Origin of the sequence: Alloiococcus sp. CFN-8 (genome assembly GCF_049943125.1) — a bacterium.
In the GTDB taxonomy this organism is placed as follows: domain Bacteria; phylum Bacillota; class Clostridia; order Clostridiales; family Clostridiaceae; genus JAEXZL01.
This window is the reverse complement of sequence record NZ_CP188040.1, coordinates 842,717-861,394: the sequence shown is the minus strand read 5'-3', so window position 1 is coordinate 861,394 and position 18,678 is coordinate 842,717. Positions and strand designations below refer to the sequence as shown.

General features: G+C 37.5%; 13 protein-coding genes. 12 read left to right on the top strand and 1 reads right to left on the bottom strand.

Annotated features, from left to right (window positions below):
* Positions 1–448: 448 nt before the first annotated feature.
* From ACPWSR_RS03785 to ACPWSR_RS03740, 10 genes are all read left to right on the top strand, one after another.
* Positions 449–1,540 (top strand): substrate-binding domain-containing protein, encoded by a 1,092-nt coding sequence (locus ACPWSR_RS03785; RefSeq protein ID WP_426350372.1) that lies wholly within the window; start codon positions 449–451, stop codon positions 1,538–1,540.
* Positions 1,541–1,629: 89 nt separating this feature from the next.
* Positions 1,630–3,162 carry an ATP-binding cassette domain-containing protein gene (locus ACPWSR_RS03780; RefSeq protein ID WP_426351349.1) on the top strand — a complete coding sequence of 511 codons (1,533 nt, stop codon included), beginning with the start codon at positions 1,630–1,632 and terminating at the stop codon, positions 3,160–3,162.
* A gap of 2 nt (positions 3,163–3,164) precedes the next feature.
* On the top strand, positions 3,165–4,370 hold the full coding sequence (mmsB, locus tag ACPWSR_RS03775) for a multiple monosaccharide ABC transporter permease (RefSeq protein WP_426350371.1): 1,206 nt from the start codon (positions 3,165–3,167) through the stop codon (positions 4,368–4,370).
* A 26-nt stretch (positions 4,371–4,396) separates the two neighbouring features.
* Entirely contained in the window at positions 4,397–5,500 is a 1,104-nt protein-coding gene (locus ACPWSR_RS03770) for a GntR family transcriptional regulator (RefSeq protein ID WP_426350370.1), read from the top strand.
* 12 nt (positions 5,501–5,512) lie between these two features.
* The gene (locus ACPWSR_RS03765; protein ID WP_426350369.1) at positions 5,513–5,773 is read left to right on the top strand and encodes a hypothetical protein; all 261 of its coding nucleotides are present in this window, start codon (positions 5,513–5,515) and stop codon (positions 5,771–5,773) included.
* Positions 5,774–5,794: 21 nt separating this feature from the next.
* Positions 5,795–7,291, top strand: a complete 1,497-nt coding sequence (gene araA, locus ACPWSR_RS03760) for an L-arabinose isomerase (protein WP_426350368.1) — start codon at positions 5,795–5,797, stop codon at positions 7,289–7,291.
* Positions 7,292–7,311: 20 nt separating this feature from the next.
* On the top strand, positions 7,312–8,985 hold the full coding sequence (locus tag ACPWSR_RS03755) for a ribulokinase (RefSeq protein WP_426350367.1): 1,674 nt from the start codon (positions 7,312–7,314) through the stop codon (positions 8,983–8,985).
* 51 nt (positions 8,986–9,036) lie between these two features.
* Entirely contained in the window at positions 9,037–9,723 is a 687-nt protein-coding gene (locus ACPWSR_RS03750; protein ID WP_426350366.1) for an L-ribulose-5-phosphate 4-epimerase, read from the top strand.
* A gap of 321 nt (positions 9,724–10,044) precedes the next feature.
* Positions 10,045–13,605, top strand: a complete 3,561-nt coding sequence (locus ACPWSR_RS03745) for a leucine-rich repeat protein (protein ID WP_426350365.1) — start codon at positions 10,045–10,047, stop codon at positions 13,603–13,605.
* Positions 13,606–13,893: 288 nt separating this feature from the next.
* A complete protein-coding gene (locus tag ACPWSR_RS03740; protein WP_426350364.1) occupies positions 13,894–14,832 on the top strand; it encodes a DUF561 domain-containing protein in 939 nt (312 codons plus the stop codon).
* Between the two features lie 87 nt (positions 14,833–14,919).
* Here ACPWSR_RS03740 and ACPWSR_RS03735 read toward each other — a convergent pair whose 3' ends face one another.
* Complete coding sequence (locus tag ACPWSR_RS03735) at positions 14,920–16,278, bottom strand: 8-oxoguanine deaminase (RefSeq protein ID WP_426350363.1); 1,359 nt, start codon at positions 16,276–16,278, stop codon at positions 14,920–14,922.
* Between the two features lie 522 nt (positions 16,279–16,800).
* Between ACPWSR_RS03735 and ACPWSR_RS03730 the strand changes: the two genes are divergently transcribed.
* Both ACPWSR_RS03730 and eda read left to right on the top strand, forming a co-directional pair.
* Positions 16,801–17,487 carry a FadR/GntR family transcriptional regulator gene (locus ACPWSR_RS03730; RefSeq protein ID WP_426350362.1) on the top strand — a complete coding sequence of 229 codons (687 nt, stop codon included), beginning with the start codon at positions 16,801–16,803 and terminating at the stop codon, positions 17,485–17,487.
* Between the two features lie 555 nt (positions 17,488–18,042).
* A complete protein-coding gene (gene eda / locus ACPWSR_RS03725; RefSeq protein WP_426350361.1) occupies positions 18,043–18,675 on the top strand; it encodes a bifunctional 4-hydroxy-2-oxoglutarate aldolase/2-dehydro-3-deoxy-phosphogluconate aldolase in 633 nt (210 codons plus the stop codon).
* Positions 18,676–18,678: the final 3 nt, after the last annotated feature.

The following is an 18,678-nucleotide window of genomic DNA, read 5'->3' as shown; positions in this document are numbered from 1 at the left end:
CTCATCTTTTAAACTCTTAGCTCTTACCCCTTATCTCTTAGCTCGCTCTTCTCAAAATACTGTTCATACAACTTCCCCTCCCATCATAAAATTATATATACACCTTTATCCCTTTAAAACTTGTACTATTTCTTATGAATTATCACTAAGTACAACTTGATAAGGTGCTAATGTAGGAGCGAATTATATAAATTAATAGAAAAACCTATTGACTTCTCAATGAAAACGTTATAATATCTTAATATACAATATATGGTAAAATATACAAAAATTACAATAATTTCAATACAAGTTTTACTGCCAGCGCTGGGTTGTATTGCTTAGAAAACTATGTGTACAAGTCTAAGGCTAATCTTAAAACCTAAGATAAGCCTATTTCTACGGTAATTGTATTTACAAGTTACTATTTAAAACTATTTAAATAAATAATGTTTTGGGAGGAAGTAAAATGAAAAAGCTTATGGGTATTTTACTGGCAGGGATAATGACTCTGTCCTTTGCAGCCTGTGGTAGTGACGATGAAGGTCCTAAGGAAGGCTCTGAAGGTGGAAAAACTGTAGGGGTAGCAATGCCTACACAATCCTCAGAAAGATGGATTAATGATGCTGCTAACCTTGAAAAGCAGCTGAAGGCTAAGGGATATTCCGTAGACGTTCAGTTTGCAGAGGATGATGTACAGCAGCAGGTTTCTCAGATTGAAAACTTTATAGCTAAGGAAGTTGATGTTCTAGTAGTTGCTGCCGTTGACTCATCTGCCCTGGTTAATGCTCTATCTCAGGCAAAAGAGGCTGGGATCAAGGTTATTGCTTATGACAGATTGCTTATGGATACCGATGCTGTAAGCTATTATGTAACCTTTGATAACAAGGGTGTTGGTACAGCAATAGCTGAGTATATTGTAAAGAGTAAGAATCTAGAAACAGCTAAGGCTGAAGGGAAGAGCTATACTATAGAATTCTTTATGGGTTCTCCCGATGATAATAATGCTCTCTTTTTATACAACGGGATTATGGAAGTGCTGAAGCCTTACTTAGATAATGGTGTACTGGTGTCCAGAACAGGAAGAACCTCCTTTGATGATACCTGTATTTTAAGATGGTCACAGGAAACCGCTCAGCAGTGGTGTGAAAACTATCTTTCAGGCTATTACAATGATGGAACTAAGCTTGACATAGCTTGTACTGCTTTTGACGGCTTTGCTTATGGTGTAAAAGCTGCCCTTGAAGGTGCTGGCTATACTGACGCTGATTGGCCATTAATAACTGGTCAGGATGCTGAGCTCATGGCTGTTAAGAACATCATTGCTGGAACCCAGACAATGTCAATCTACAAAGATACCCGTCTCCTTGCTGAAAAGTGTGTAACCATGGTAGACGCAGTTTTAACAGGTTCTGAGCCTGAAATAAATGATACCAAGCAGTATAACAATAATAAGCTAACAGTACCAACCTATCTTTGTACTCCAGTGCCAGTTGATATTGATAATTATGAAGAAGTAATCATTGACGGTGGCTATTACACACCAGATCAGTTAAAGTAAAGCATTTAAAATCAGAGGTGGCATTATTAATGCCACCTTATATATATAGAAGAAGGAGTTGAAAAATAGTGCCTGATATAGTATTGGAAATGAACCATATAACCAAGGAGTTTTCCGGAGTTAAGGCATTAGATGATGTTAATCTAAAGGTTAATAGGGGAGAAATACATGCTCTCTGTGGGGAAAATGGAGCTGGAAAGTCTACCCTTATGAATGTATTATCAGGTATTTATCCCTATGGAAGCTATCAGGGTGATATCGTATATAACGGCAAGCTATGTCAGTTTCACAATATTAAGGATAGCGAATCCAAGGGCATTGTAATTATTCATCAGGAACTAGCCTTGAGCCCCTTTTTATCCATCGCCGAGAATGTATTTATAGGTAATGAGCAGACCTCTGTAAAAGGGGTTATTGACTGGCTTAAAACCAAGATTAAAGCAAGAGAAATATTGGCAAAGGTTGGTCTTGAAAATGAGGATGTAGATGCACCGATATATACTCTTGGAGTAGGGAAGCAGCAGCTTATAGAAATTGCAAAGGCTCTATATAAGAAGGTAGATCTCCTTATACTGGACGAGCCTACAGCAGCCTTAAACGACGAAGAAAGTGATAAGCTGTTGAATATTATTTTGGAGCTAAAGAAGAATGGAATTACCTGCATAATAATATCCCATAAGCTTAATGAAATTAGCAGGGTAGCAGATTCAATAACTGTTATAAGAGATGGACGAGTAATTGAAACACTAGTAAAAGGGAAGGATGAGGTTTCAGAGGATAGGATTATCCGAGGAATGGTTGGGCGTGAATTAACCAATCGTTATCCAGAGAGAGTGAACTGTCCTATTGGAGAGGTAGTTTTCGAAGTAAAGAATTGGAATGTATATCACGAGGAAGATTCCAATAGACAGATAATTAAGGATGCTTCTTTTAATGTGCGAGCAGGAGAGGTTGTTGGCTTTGCAGGCCTTATGGGAGCTGGCAGGACAGAGCTTGCCATGAGCATTTTTGGAAGAAGCTACGGACAGAAAATTTCTGGTGAAGTATTTATAAGGGGAAAGAAAATCAGCACTAATACCATAAAGGATTGCATAGAAAATAGAATTGCCTATACCTCAGAGAATAGAAAGGAATATGGGCTTGTACTTATAGATAACATAAAAAGAAATATGACCATGGCAGCTGTTGGAAAGTACTTTTCTAAGAGGGGAGTGGTCAAGGAAAGTGAAGAGATATTAGCTGCAGAAAGGTATAAAAAGCTAATTAATGTTAAGGCAAATTCCATTAATCAAATGGCAAGCTCCTTATCGGGAGGAAATCAGCAAAAGGTAGTTTTGGCCAAGTGGATGCTCACAGAGCCAGAGGTGCTAATCTTAGATGAGCCAACTAGAGGCATTGATGTAGGAGCAAAGTATGAAATATACTGTGCTATTAATGACCTGGCAAGAGTAGGAAAATCTATTATTCTCATCTCTTCAGAAATGCCTGAAATAATAGGTAACTGTGATAGGGTATATGTACTCAATAATGGAGAAATCTGTGGAGAGCTCACTAAGGGAGAAATGACTCAGGAAAATATTATGAAGTGTATCATGCAGCATAATTCACGTAAAGGAGAATAGTTATGCAGATAAATAATATAGTCACAAATAAAAAATCTACAAAAAGAAATAAAAAAGTAAACGTAGATATGAAGCAATACGGTATGCTCGTGGCGCTAATAGCAATATTTCTTTTATTCTATATCTTATCTGATGGAAAAAATGCAACTCCTACAAACATCAATAATTTGATAATGCAAAATGGTTATGTAGTTATATTAGCCACAGGAATGCTCCTATGCGTATTAACAGGAAACATAGATCTGGGCGTTGGCTCTGTGGTAGCTCTCTGTGGTGCTACAGCAGCAATTCTGGTAGTAGATAAAGGAGCTCCGGTGCCGGTAGCTTTTCTAGCTGCTCTAGCAGTAGGTATTATTTCTGGTGTTTTTTCAGGGTTTTTTATATCAAGATTAAAGATTCCTCCTTTTGTAGTAACCCTGGGAACTATGCTTATGGGAAGAGGTCTAACCTATACTGTGCTGAAGGCTCAGACAAAGGGACCTCTCCCAGAAAGCTATGTTAAGGTTGGAGCTGGCTTTTTACCAACTGTAAAGGTAAGCTTCGGCGGTGGGACTATAGATTTATTAGCTATTTTTGTTGCCGCCTTAGCTACAGCGCTTATTGTTTATTTTCAGATTAGAAGCTTAAAAGAGAAGAGGAAATATGGTTTTGCCACTAATCCTTTGTGGCAGATAGTTCTTAAAAATATTATCATCATATCAATTCTATGGTTTTTCTTCTTCAAGATAGCTAGATATAACGGGATCCCTATACAGCTAGTAATCATGGCTGTATTGGTAGGAATATATCAATTTATCACCAGCAAAACCGTAGCAGGGAGACAGGTGTATGCCTTAGGTGGTAATGAAAAGGCTGCAAGGCTTTCTGGTGTAAATATTAAAAAGGTTTATTTTTGGGTATATGTAAATATGGGGCTTTTAGCAGCTATCGCAGGGATTGTTTTGTCTGCCCGTAATGCTTCTGCTACACCTAAAGCTGGAGATGGCTTTGAGCTGGATGCCATTGGAGCCTGCTACATCGGTGGTGCCGCTGCCTCTGGGGGTATAGGTACTATTATTGGGGCAGTGGTAGGTGCCTTTGTAATGGGGATATTAAACAATGGTATGTCATTGATTGGATGGTCTACAGATATACAAAAGGTAGTTAAAGGTATAGTGCTTTTAGGTGCTGTAACCTTTGATGTGCTTTCAAAAAATAGGAAAAACTAGAGTGAACTATTTCGAGGAGACTTTTCATGGCCAGTGAATATAAATATCAGATTTTGGTAGATTGGATTAAGGAAAAGGTGCACAAGGGAGAGCTTAAGCCCAATGATAAGCTTATTTCCGAGAATAAGCTCAGTGAAATGTTTTCTATAAGCCGTCAAACTGTTCGCCATGCCATTAGCTTTCTGGTGAAGGAAGGAATAGTTAACTCAAAGCATGGTAGCGGTAATTATATAAGTGATAGAGCTCTTAAAAAAGATAAAGGAAGTAAAAACATTGCAATCATCAGCACCTATGTTAATGACTATATATTTCCTAAGACTATTGAAGGAATGCAGAAGGTGCTTTTAAACAAGGGATATAGAGTTCAAATCATGTTTACTCAGAATTCTGTGGATAAGGAAGAAGCTATCATAAGAAAGCTAATTGATTCTGGTGATATAGATGGACTTATCATCGAGCCTACGAAGAGTGCAATTCCTAAGGTGGATTACCTAATATACAAAGAGCTAATGGATAGGAATATACCTACAATATTCTTTAACAGCTTTTACTCTAATCTACCTATTCCTCATGTTTCAATTAATGATGATATGGCTGGCTATACTGCAGTAAAGCATCTTTTAGAAGCAGGGCATAGAAATATTGGAGGGATATTTAAATCAGACGATGGTCAGGGACATTTAAGGTATAAGGGTTATATGAAGGCGATGAAGGAGGCTAAAGCAGAGATAAATGATGAGAGCATTATCTGGATTGACTCCGATGATCAGAGGAATCTTCTGAAGGAAGAAAAGCGCATCTTAAGAAGGCTGAAATCCTGCACTGCATGTCTCTGCTATAACGATTCCGTAGCCAGTGATCTTGAGATTATCTGTCATCAAAATGATATAGTTGTGCCTGACAAGCTATCCTTAATAAGTATAGATAATTCTGATGCAGCTGAGCTCTGTATGGTGCCTTTGACTAGCATTATTCATCCAATGAAGAGGCTTGGGAAAAAGGTGGCAGAGAATCTTCTTGCTTTGATAGAGGATAGAGCATTTTCTGCTACCTATGAGTTTAAGCCTGAAATATGTCATCGTGGTTCTGTGACAAAAATTATTGAAAATATTGCTGAGCACAATTATTAGGATTAGACAGGAGTGATACCAATAGATAAGGATAAAAGAAAAGAAGTGAATAAAGGCAGTTACTATCTTAGGGCATTTGCTGGAGCTTATTTATTATATTTGGTCTATGGGCTTTTAGAGGATTATAAAAATAAACCATTGACAAATGAGCTCTTAATTATTGTAGCTATATGTGTTTTTTTTGCTGCAGGAATTATGCTTTTATATACTTCTTTAAGATATTTATATATTCATCGAGGAAGTTTAAGCAGTGAAAGCAATGAAGAAGGATAATTGACATTAAGGAGGGTTAGGATGATTAAATTAAAGAAATATAAATTTTGGTTTGCCACGGGATCTCAGGACCTCTATGGAGAAACCTGCTTAAGGAATGTAGCGGAGCATTCAAGAATAATTGTTGAAGCCTTGAATAAATCAGGAATATTACCCTATGAGATTGTTTTAAAGCCTACATTAATAGATAGCAGTACCATAAGAAAAACCTTTAATGAGGCTAATGGTGATGAGGAATGTGCAGGAGTTATAACCTGGATGCATACCTTTTCCCCGGCAAAGTCCTGGATACTTGGACTTCAAGAGTTTAGGAAGCCACTTCTCCATCTTCATACTCAGTTTAATCAGGAAATACCTTATGATTCTATAGATATGGATTTTATGAATGAGAATCAATCAGCTCATGGGGATAGAGAATATGGTCACATAGTAAGTCGAATGGGTATTGAGAGAGAAATAGTAGTAGGGCACTGGAGCCATGAAAGGGTGGTTAGTAGAGTTGCCTCCTGGATGAGGACAGCCATAGGGGTCATGGAAAGCAGCCATATTCGCGTGGTAAGAATTGCTGATAATATGAGAAATGTTGCAGTAACAGAAGGAGACAAGGTTGAAGCTCAGATAAAGTTTGGCTGGGAAATTGATGCCTATCCTGTTAATGAAATTGCTGAGTACGTAGCTGATGTTTCCAAGGGAGATACAGACGCTCTTGTAGAGGAGTATTACAGCAAATACGATATTTTACTAGAGGGAAGAGATCCTCAGGAGTTTAAAAACCATGTAGCTGTCCAAGCACAGATAGAACTAGGCTTCGAAAGATTTTTGATAGAAAAGAACTATCAGGCCATTGTTACCCATTTTGGTGATCTTGGTGCATTAAAGCAGCTCCCAGGCCTAGCTATTCAAAGGCTAATGGAAAAGGGCTATGGCTTTGGAGGAGAAGGTGATTGGAAGACCGCTGCCCTATTAAGACTTATGAAGCTTATGACTGCAGGAATGAAGGATGCCAAGGGAACCTCATTTATGGAGGATTACACCTATAATTTTGTACCTGGTAAGGAAGGAATACTTCAGTCTCATATGCTGGAAATATGCCCAACCATAGCAGAGGGTAAGATTGGAGTAAAGGTATCGCCACTGTCCATGGGTAACAGAGAAGATCCAGCAAGACTTGTATTTACCTCCAAGGAAGGCCCAGGAGTTGCAGCTTCATTAGTGGACTTAGGTAATCGTTTTAGGCTCATCATAAATGCCGTTAACTGCAAGAGGGTAGAAAAACCAATGCCAAAGCTTCCCGTTGCTACAGCCTTCTGGACACCAGAGCCAAATCTTATCACTGGAGCAGAAGCTTGGATCTTAGCAGGAGGAGCTCATCATACGGCATTTAGCTATGACCTCTCTGTAGAGCAAATGGTTCATTGGGCAGAAGCCATGGGTATCGAAGCTGTGGTTATAGATAAGAATACTACCATAAGCAGCCTCAAAAAGGAATTAAGATGGAATGGCGTTGCCTTTAAATAAGAGGAAGGGATTGAAGCTTTATGAGTAAGAAATATTCCATAGGAGTAGATTATGGAACTCAATCAGGGAGAGCAGTCCTGGTGGAGGTGGACACTGGAAATATAATAGCTCAGGCTGTGAAGGAGTATACTCACGGGGTCATGGATCAGTGCCTTCCTGATGGAACTATTTTAGAACCAGACTGGGCTCTTCAGCATCCTTTAGATTATATTGAGGTTTTAGAGAGTACTATTCCAGAGGTTATAAGACTTTCTGGAATAGATAAGGAGCAGGTTATAGGACTTGCTATAGATTTTACTGCCTGTACTATGCTGCCCGTAGATAAAAGTGGAAAACCTTTATGCTTTAGAGAGGATTTAAAGGGCAATCCCCATTCCTGGATTAAGCTTTGGAAGCATCACGCAGCTCAATATGAGGCCAATAAGCTTAATGTGGTTGCAGAGGAGAGGGGAGAGGAGTTCTTAGGGAGATATGGTGGCAAGATATCCTCTGAGTGGATGTTCCCAAAGATTATGCAGATTCTAGATGAGGCTCCGGAAATTTATCAGGAGGCTGCAGGATTTATGGAAGCTGCTGATTGGGTTACCATGGAGCTATGCGGAGTTCTTAAGAGAAACAGCTGTACTGCAGGCTATAAGGCTATGTGGCATAAAAAAGAAGGCTATCCTTCTAAGGGCTTCTTTAAAGCTCTAGATACTCGACTTGAAGGGGTTGTGGAAGAAAAGCTTGCTGGGGATATATATTCTTTAGGTCAGAAGGCAGGAGAGCTAACAGAGGAGATGGCATTAAAGATAGGGCTCAATTCTGGAACTGCTGTAGGTATAGCAAATGTTGACGCCCATGTATCTCTTCCTGCGGTGGGAATCACAGAGCCTGGAAAGATGCTGATGATTATCGGCACTTCTACCTGTAACATCCTTTTAGGAGAGGAAGAAAAAATAGTTCCTGGAATGTGTGGTGTGGTAGAGGATGGAGTGCTCCCTGGCTTTTATGGCTATGAGGCGGGCCAGTCCTGTGTAGGAGATCACTTTCAATGGTTAGTAGAGCAATGTATACCTCCATATGTTCGTGAGGATGCAGACAGAAGAGGAATTGGGGTCCATGAATATCTTACAGAGGAGGCTTCCAAGCTTCGTCCTGGAGAAAGCGGTCTTATGGCTCTGGACTGGTGGAATGGAAATCGTTCAGTACTGGTGGATGTTGATTTAACAGGGATGATTCTTGGGCTAACCCTGGCTACAAAGCCAGAGGAGATTTATAGAGCCTTAATTGAAGCTATAGCATACGGACAAAATAGAATTATAGAAGCCTTTGAAGCATCAGGGGTTCCTGTTAATGAGCTTTATGCTTGTGGAGGTATTGCCTGGAAGAATAAGCTGATGATGCAGATATATGCCGATGTTACTAACAAGCCCATAAAAATATCCGCTTCAGATCAGACCCCAGCTCTGGGAGCAGCAATGTTTGGTGCCGTAGCAGCAGGGAGAGAAAAGGGTGGTTATGATTCAATCTTTGAAGCTGCAAAGGTTATGGGAAGGGTGAAGGAGGAATTTTATACTCCTATCCCTGAAAATGTTGAGGTTTATAAAAAGCTCTATGAAGAATACAAAATCCTCCATGACTACTTTGGTAGGGGAGAAAATGATGTTATGAAGAGGCTTAAGTCTATAAAGGCTGGGATTAAGAAAAGATAGCTTATTGATTTTTATAACAATGAATAAATAGACAAGTATAAAGGAGGAGCTATGGTAGAAGCATTAAAGCAGCAGGTTTACTTGGCTAATATGGAGCTTGTCCAAAAGAATATGGTTATATATACCTGGGGAAATGTCAGTGGAATAGATAGAGACCAGGGACTGGTAGTTATAAAGCCTAGCGGAATAGCTTATGAGGATTTGAAGGCCGAGGATATGGTAGTTCTCAACCTTGAGGGTGAAGTGGTGGAGGGCGATCTTAAGCCCTCCTCTGATACAGCTACTCATATAGCCTTGTATAGAGCATATCCTTCCATTGGAGGAATTGTCCATACTCATTCTGTATATGGAGTAACCTTTGCACAAGCTGGTATAGATATTCCTCCTCTAGGGACAACTCACGCAGACTACTTTCATGGGGTAATCCCCTGTACAAGGAATTTGACCGAGGAAGAGATTGCTGAAGCCTACGAAGAGAACACTGGCAGGGTTATTATTGATACTATTGGGGATAAGGATCCCTTAGAGATTCCAGGGATTGTAGTTAAAAATCATGGACCCTTCGCCTGGGGGAATGACCCTTCCGAAGCTGTATATAACGGAGTAGTCCTTGAAAAGATTGCTGAAATGGCCTATCGTACCTTAACCTTAAATCCCCTGGCAACAAGAGCTCCTCAGTATCTATTAGACAAGCATTATTATAGGAAGCATGGTGCTAAGGCTTATTATGGTCAGTAAGAAAGATGTTAATTGAATAGTTGTGTTGAAATCTAATATAAAATGTATTCTATAGAATAGATAGAGGATTTACATTTTGACTTTAGTGATACACTATAGAAATAATAAATATACCCTTATTATCAGGTTGCTGACTTTATTAGCAGCCTTTTTTATATCCAAAGGAATTGGCCTTATAAATTGTCTACTTACCATAATTATCGCTCAAATTATTGCCTTTATTAAAATTTTTGTATTATTTTAGGTTTAATTGTCAAAAAACAGATATATATGATATATTTAGACGGGAAAAAATATATTTATTTTAAAAGGAGAGAAGTGATGAAAAAGAGGCTATTTAGTTTTGCTTTAATGGTAATAATGTTAATAACATTATTACCTGTCCAGGTAGAAGCAAGCGAGCAAGTAATAGCAAGCGAGCAGTTAATAGCAAGTGATAATAATGAGGTTTTAGCTGAAAATAATAGTGATTGTTTTTATGTGGTTGGCGGAAATATTATAACCATTAAAATAACTCTTAATAGATATGTACCAAAATGGAACTGGACCATAGATGATAGCAGCGTTGCATCCATTGAGGATGTAAAACAAAATAGTACCATTGAAAGTTCTGGAGTTAAATTTCACTATTACGTAACTATTAAAGGCTTAAAAGGGGGAAGTACAGAACTTTATTTTAGAAACGAATCTGGAATAGTCCTATATTCTACCGACATAGTTGTTAATACTCCAGTTAGCAATATTGAGATTTCGCAAGAAAGTGCTTATATGGAAATAGGGGATTCTCTCCAGCTTAAAGCAGTAGCTATGCCGTCTGATGCATATGACACTAGTATTAATTGGACAAGTTCTAATGAAGCTGTAGCTGTGGTTACAAGTGAGGGCGTCGTTACTACTTGTGGAGAAGGGACTGCCATAATTTATGCTAGCTCATCGCATAATAGTGTAACTGCTAAATGTATGATTTATTCAGGAAAGCTTACTAAATCTATAGCTATAAGTAATAGCAGTATAAAACTAACAAAAGCTTCACCAACTGAAGAGCTTATTATTGGAAGAATTCCAGTTGACGCATCCTTTCCAGATACGGTTTATACAAGCTCTGATCCAGAAATTGCTTCAGTAGATGAAAAGGGTATTATTACTGGGCATGAAAATGGAAAGGTAACAATTACAGCAACCTCTGTGGATACTGGAGTTTCAGCTAGTATTGAGGTGGTCTGCTCTGGATTCACCAGGAGACTTACAAAAATTAAAGTAGTGCAAGCTCCATCTAAAGTAAAGTATTACTTAGGTGAGCAGCTGGACATCAGTGGGTTAGTTGTTAAAGGATATTATAATGATGGATCAGAGGAAATTATACCAAATAATAAAATAGTGATAAAAGATAAGTGGTATGAAGATACCATTGGTAAAGATACTTATCGTGTTAACCAATATGTTTTCGATAACCTAGGTAAGCATACTATTAATCTTTCTTATATGGGAAAAGAAGGAAGTTTTACTGTTGAAGCTATAAAAGGTGGTACTATAGATTTTGGGATTATCGGAAAAGATATAACATGGCTTTTATACCAAGATGGAAGATTACTTTTTAATGGCTCTGGGGAGATGTTTCAGCTTCAAGGACAGATGTATTGGGAATGGCTTAAATACTCAGATAAGATAAAATCTGCTGTCTTTGATGAAGCTATTACAGTTCTAGATGGTGGCTTATTTGATGGATGCTCTAAGCTATCAAAGGTTAAGCTTCCGCCCAAAATCACTGAGATAGGTAATTCAACCTTTTCAAATTGTTCCTCCTTAAAATCTATTACTATACCTTCTAGTGTTATTAAAATTGAAGGTCTTGCATTTTTTGATTGTACTAAGCTTGAGAAAGTTACCCTCCCAAAGAATCTTATGAGTTTAGGTGAGGCTGTTTTTAGTGGATGTGAGAATCTTGTAAGCATTGATCTTGGAAAAAGACTGACTAGAATTCCAAGGAGTGCTTTCTTTGATTGTGCTAAGCTAAAAAGTATTTCCATACCCAATACTGTAAAAAGTATTGAGTCAGGTGCATTTTCTCAGTGCTATGAGCTTTCAGAGATAGCACTGAATGAAGGACTTGCTACCATAGGTGAAGGTGCTTTTGGAAATTGTTGGGGTCTTAAATCTATAGTTATCCCAGATAGTGTCAGAGAAATTGGTGACTGGGCTTTCAGTAATTGCAACTTAAAGAAAGTTATAATAGGTGATGGGGTAACTACTATAGGTGAAGATGCCTTTGTAAATAATGAGATTACTTATTTAAAACTGGGAGACTCTGTGAAAACCATAAAATATGAAGCCTTTCGCAGCTGTGACTTTAAAAGCATTTATATACCTAAATCAGTAAAAGTCATTGAAGATCGAGTTTTCTGGAACTGCCTGGATTTTTCAAATGTTTACTATGAGGGATCTAAAGCTCAATGGAATAAGATAAAAATAGGAAAAGATAATGAGGAGCTTGAGGCAGCCAAGATGCATTATAACTGCCCAAGATCACCAGAGGTTTCCATAAGTAATGTAGCTTCTAATGGTAAAATAAAGCTTGCTTGGGGAGCTGTAGATGGGGCATCTGAGTATATTATATATCGTTCTACAAGTAAGAGTGGTAGCTATACGAAGTTAAAAACTACATCTAAAACTAGCTATACAGATACCTCTGCCAAGGCTGGAGTGACATACTATTACAAGGTAAAGGCTGTTTCTAGTAGTAACAGCAGTGCTACATCAGAATTTAGCTCAATTGTATCTAGCATCTGTGATTTAGCTAGACCTACAGTGAAATCTAGCAACGTGTCCTCTAGTGGGAAGATTCAGCTTACCTGGAAGGCTATAGATGGAGCTTCAAAGTATTATGTTTATAGAGCCACTAGTAAAAATGGACAGTATACTAAGCTAGCAGACACTAAAAAAACTAGCTATACCGATACATCAGCAAAAACTGCTAATACCTATTATTATAAAGTAATAGCAGCTCATTCAAAAAACAGTGGTGCAAATTCAGCTTCAAGTAGCATAGTATCCTCTATCTGTAAGCTACCGAGAGCAGTGGTTAATACAAGCAATGTAGCATCCACTGGGAAGATTCAGCTTACCTGGAAGGCTATAGATGGAGCTTCAAAGTATTATGTTTATAGAGCCACTAGTAAAAATGGACAGTATACTAAGCTAGCAGACACTAAAAAAACTAGCTATACCGATACATCAGCAAAAACTGCTAATACCTATTATTATAAAGTAATAGCAGCTCATTCAAAAAACAGTGGTGCAAATTCAGCTTCAAGTAGCATAGTATCCTCTATCTGTAAGCTACCGAGAGCAGTGGTTAATGCAAGTAATGTATCATCCAGTGGAAAGATTAAGCTTACCTGGAAATCTATAAACGGAGCATCAAAATATTATGTGTATAGAGCTTCCAGTAAGAATGGCGAATATAAAAGACTCGCAGTAACGGAAAAAACCGCCTATATTGATACTTCTTCAAAAGTAGGAAAAACTTATTATTATAAGGTAAAAGCTATATCCTCAAAAACAAGTACTGCTCATGCAGCATCTAGCTCTGTAGTATCTTGTACTTGTAAGCTTTCTAGCCCAACAGTAACTCTTTCAAGGGCTGTAAGAAGAAAGGTTAAAGTTGCGTGGAAGAATGTACAGGGCGCTTCAGAGTATTGGGTTTATAGATCTACAAGTAAGAATGGTAAATACACTAAGATTAAGGTTACCAGCAAATCTGGATACACAGATTCATCTGTGAAAGCAGGAAATACATACTATTATAAAGTTAAAGCTGTTTATAAAAAGAATACTTCAGTTAACTCAGCAAACAGTTCTGTTAAGAGTATAAAAATTAAATAAGTATAATACCTTTAATTTCATAGTTTTAGCACTCCTTCAGGCTCACTTCACAAGTGAAGCCTCTAGGAGTGCTTTATTATAATGAAAGTGTCTAAGTATTTAGAGATATTAATTGAATTGTTAACTTTTAATTAATAATTATTCTCATTACTCTATGCTATAATAATTTCGAATGTATGACTATTTATAAGAGTTTTTATTTTGAGCGCCGATTATTAGAATACTGAATATAAGAAAATAAATCTTCTGAAGGAAATAGTTTTATAAAAGCAGAGGAGGAAAATAATAATGAAAATCACAGAGCTATTAAACATCAAATATCCAATATTCCAAGGAGCCATGGCACAAATCGCTACAGCAGACCTTGCAGCAGCAGTATCTAATGCGGGAGGCTTAGGTATTTTAGCCAGTGGAGGCTTTACCACTGAGAGAATAAGAGAAGAAATAAAAAGATGCAAGGAATTAACGGACAAGCCTTTTGGACTTAATGTAATGCTGATGCATCCTGATAAAGAAGTGATTGCCAGAATGGTAATTGAAGAGGGAGTTAAGGTTGTAACTACCGGAGCAGGAACTCCAGCTCCTTATATGCAGATGTGGAAGGAAGCAGGAGTTATTGTTATTCCTGTAATCCCTAATGTAAAGGTAGCAAAGAAGATGGAAGCTATCGGTGCTGATGCTGTAGTGGTAGAAGGAACAGAATCCGGTGGCCACGTAGGGGAGAGTACCACCATGGCTCTAGTACCTCAGGTAGTAGATGCAGTTTCCATCCCTGTAATAGCAGCAGGAGGAATAGGAGACGGAAGAGGAATGGCTGCAGCCTTTGCCCTAGGTGCTCAAGGAGTTCAGGTAGGAACCAGATTCATAGCAACTCACGAATGTCCTGTTCACCAGAACTTTAAGCAGGCTGTATTAGACTGTGGTGATGCAGACACCATAGTTACCGGAAGAACCATAGGTAACTCTGTAAGAGGCATCAAAAACCCTATGACTATCAAGTTCTATGAGCTTGAGAAGCAAGGAGCCACTAGAGAAGAATTCGAAGAACTAGGTAATGGGGCCTTAAGACGTGCAGTTATCGACGGAGATATAGAAACTGGCTCCGTGATGACCGGACAAATCTCAGGTATGATCAACAAGATAACCACAGTAGAGGAAGCTATAACCTCAATGATTTCAGAGTGTGAAGAGGCTTTGAAGAGATTAAGTGGGATAAGCCTTAGTTAGTTCACAGCATTGTGTGATATTCGCAAAAAAGTGATAAAATGGAAAAGTCATATTTTGGTGACAGGCACCAAAATATGACTTTTTATATTAATACGCCAAGTACTTAGTGAAAGCTTTGTTTGCAGCTTCACTCACTGAATACTCGTCAGCTCCTGTCAACATACCTTCCTTTACAACTATTCTTCCGTTAACTATGGTATAGTCTACATTTCCTTTATAGCCCACGGTGCTCAAAAGGGATTTGGGATCGAGCTGGGTACCCACGAGGCTTATTTTATTCATGTCAATCATAAATAAGTCTGCAGCCATGTTTAGCTTAAGGCTTCCTATATCCGACCTTCCAAGAAGACGAGCGCCTCCATTAGTAGCCATCTTTAAGATATCATAGCCGCTAGGAGCCTTTTGGCTAGACTGTAAGCGATGAAGTAAATAGCAGACTCTCATTTCCTCCAGGAGATTTGAGCCATCGTTGCTGGCAGACCCATCTACGGCAAGACCCACAGGTATATTTAGTGACAGCATTTCAGGGATTCTGGCCACTCCCGAGGATAATTTCATGTTGGATATAGGACAATGAGCAACCCCTGTCTTTGTTTTAGCTAGAAGACCTAGCTCCTCATCATTAAAATGAATTCCATGAGCAAACCATACATCAGGTCCTATCCAGCCTAAGGTCTCCATATATTCTAAAGGTCTGAGTCCAAGGGTAGACAGAGTATAGGTTTCCTCGTCCTTTGTCTCTGCTAAATGGGTGTGAAGCCTAACGCAGTGTTTTCTGGCAAGAGCCGCACTTTCCTTCATAAGAGTCCCAGAAACACTGAATGGAGAACAGGGAGCTAGCACAATCTGATTCATAGAATAGAGAGCAGGATTATGATGCTTTTTTATAGCAGCTTCTGAATCCTTAAGGATAGCTTCAACCTCTTGTACCACGGAATTTGGTGGTAAACCTCCGTCCTTAATACCTAAGTCCATACTTCCTCGAGCAGCATGCATACGGATTCCCAAGAGTGTTGCTGCTTCAAATTGGCTGTCTAAAAGATTGGTACCGTTATCATTTGGGAAGACGTAGTGATGGTCAAAGCAGGTGGTACAGCCAGTTTTTAAGAGCTCCCCCAGGCCTGTAAGGGAACTATAATAAACAACCTCTTCATTTAGATTCTTCCAGATTTCATATAAGGTTTTCAGCCAGGGAAAAAGCTCCATGCCTTGTACCTGTGGTAAATTTCTACTGAAGGTTTGATAGAGATGATGATGAGTGTTAATTAGACCAGGATAAACAATCATGTTAGAAGCATCTATAGTTTCATCAGCTTCGTATTGATTCTTACCTATATAAGTAATAACACCATCATTGATTAAGATATTAGTGTTCTCATACAGGTTGTCTTCATCGTCACAGGTAACGATAAATCGAGCATTTTTAATCATTAAGCTATTATTCATAAAATACCTCCTAGGGTTTGAAAATATTAAATAGCTATATGACTGGTATACTACTAATACATTTAGTATATAGTTACGTTTTAAACAGTTATATTACATATATAATTATATATTGAATTTTTTGAATTTACAATTTTGAATAATTAAGTTGAGTTTAGATATTACGAAGTCTTAAAGTAATATTGTGAGTTGACTGTTAACTGGTTATGATATATTGATGTTTAGTTTATGATAAATAGGTTATTCTCTCAAAAGGGTTTTCTATTTTTTTATAGAATAAATGATGTACTAGATTAATAAACCTTACTATAATTCGTGGAGTTGTGAATTATAGTAAGGGAAGTAATTAGAAGGTGAAGATAATGGTTGGGGTAATCTTTCATAGTTGTTTATATTAGAATTTTGCTATTTTTTGTTATATAATTAGGGTGAACTATTATATAAAATCGTATAACTACCTTACCATTTAGATCGTTCATATTAAAAGCATAGGGTTAGGAACGGTAAATAGGAGGATGATTTATGAAGAAAACCATGGGTGGATCCCTATCAGAACGCGTTGCTGAGCAGATAATTAATATAATAAAAGAAAAGGGTTTGAAGCCAGGAGAAAGGTTAGTTAATGAATATGAGTTGGCTAATCAGCTAGGGGTTAGTAGAAGTACTGTCCGTGAATCAATTAAGAGTTTAGAGTCAAGAAATATTTTGGAGATAAGGCAAGGGGCTGGCACCTTTGTTTCCGATAAGCAGGGTATACCTGTAGATCCTTTAGGCTTAACCTTTGAGGAATGGGATGGTAAGCTTGCACTAGATTTAATAGAAGCTAGATTGATGTTAGAGCCACAAATAGCAGAAGCAGCAGCAATAAAAGCTACCTCTGAGCAGATAAATAAAATTATGGATCAGTGTTTAAAAGTTGAGTCATTGATTAATACAAATCAAGAATATAGAGAAGAAGATATGAAGTTTCATGCATATATAGCTGAGGCTAGTGGAAACAAGATAATTGAAAAGCTTATACCTATTATTAATTCTTCAGTGTCAACAAATATCGATGCCACCCACAATGAGCTTGTGAAGCATACAGTTAAAAACCATAGAGAAATAGCTGAAGCTATTAAGAGACGTGATTATATAGGTGCAAGAACCGCTATGGTTGAACATCTCCATGATAATAGGATGTTGATAATTTTAAATTACAATTTATAAAAAGAATAAAAGTACATTGAAAAACAGCTTAAGGATATATTGAAGCTGTTTTTTTGTGTTTATGGAAAAGATTTAGACCTAGGAATATATCTAAGAAGTATAAGTGGTAGTACGAATTTGCGATTTTAGCCAAGGTATAACTGTCAAGGTATAAAAAATATAATAAATATTATAAAAAATAATAATTTTTTGTAATATATATTGACATTTTATCTATTAAGCAGTAATCTTTAAATGAAAATACATCTGATGACTTTTGGTTAATATGACGAAAGTAAAAATGATTTATATGATTATAGTATAGTTTTATTATAATAATATAATTTTATAATAATAATTATATTATATATCCTATAACCATTAGCTATTCTTGCAGCAGTCTTAGATTATAAGTGACATAAAGACTGACATTCCGATTTTCAATTCTCTTGACATCTCTTTGAAAACGTGCACAATTCAATGGATTAACAATGTTGCAACTTGTATGATGAATTATTATTGAAAATAAGCTAATGAAAGGAGATGCTTTGCTTTTGTAGCAAAGCGAAAAAAGTTATGAAACCATTAGAAGCTATATCAGTGGTAGAAGAAAAGAAGATAGTACCAGTAGTGACTATCAACAATGTAAATGATGCCATTAAATTAGGAGAAGCTCTATGTGAAGGAGGACTACCTATTGCGGAGATTACATTTCGTACAAGCTCTGCTGAAGGAGCTATTAAAGAAATCAGTAAGAATATCCCGGAAATGCTAGTGGGAGCTGGTACAGTTATAAATCTAGAGCAAGCAAAAAGGGCACTAGATGCAGGAGCAGCATTTATAGTATCGCCAGGAATTAATAGATCAATAATAGAATTTGCTATTGATAATGATATTCCTATCTTTCCTGGTGTATGTACACCAACAGAATTAATGATAGCACTTGAATATAATTTACCAGTAGTAAAATTCTTTCCTGCAAAACAGTATGGTGGACTTGATACCATAAAGGCATTGGCGGCTCCATTTCCAGGTATAAAATTTATGCCCACCGGTGGTATTAATGCAGATAACATTACAAAATACCTAGAGTTTGATAGGATAATTGCTTGTGGTGGAAGCTGGATGGTTAAAGAGAATCTTATAAATGATGGGGAGTTTTCTAAGATTATTGAGTTAACAAAAGAAGCACTTGCTTTAGTTAAATAGTGA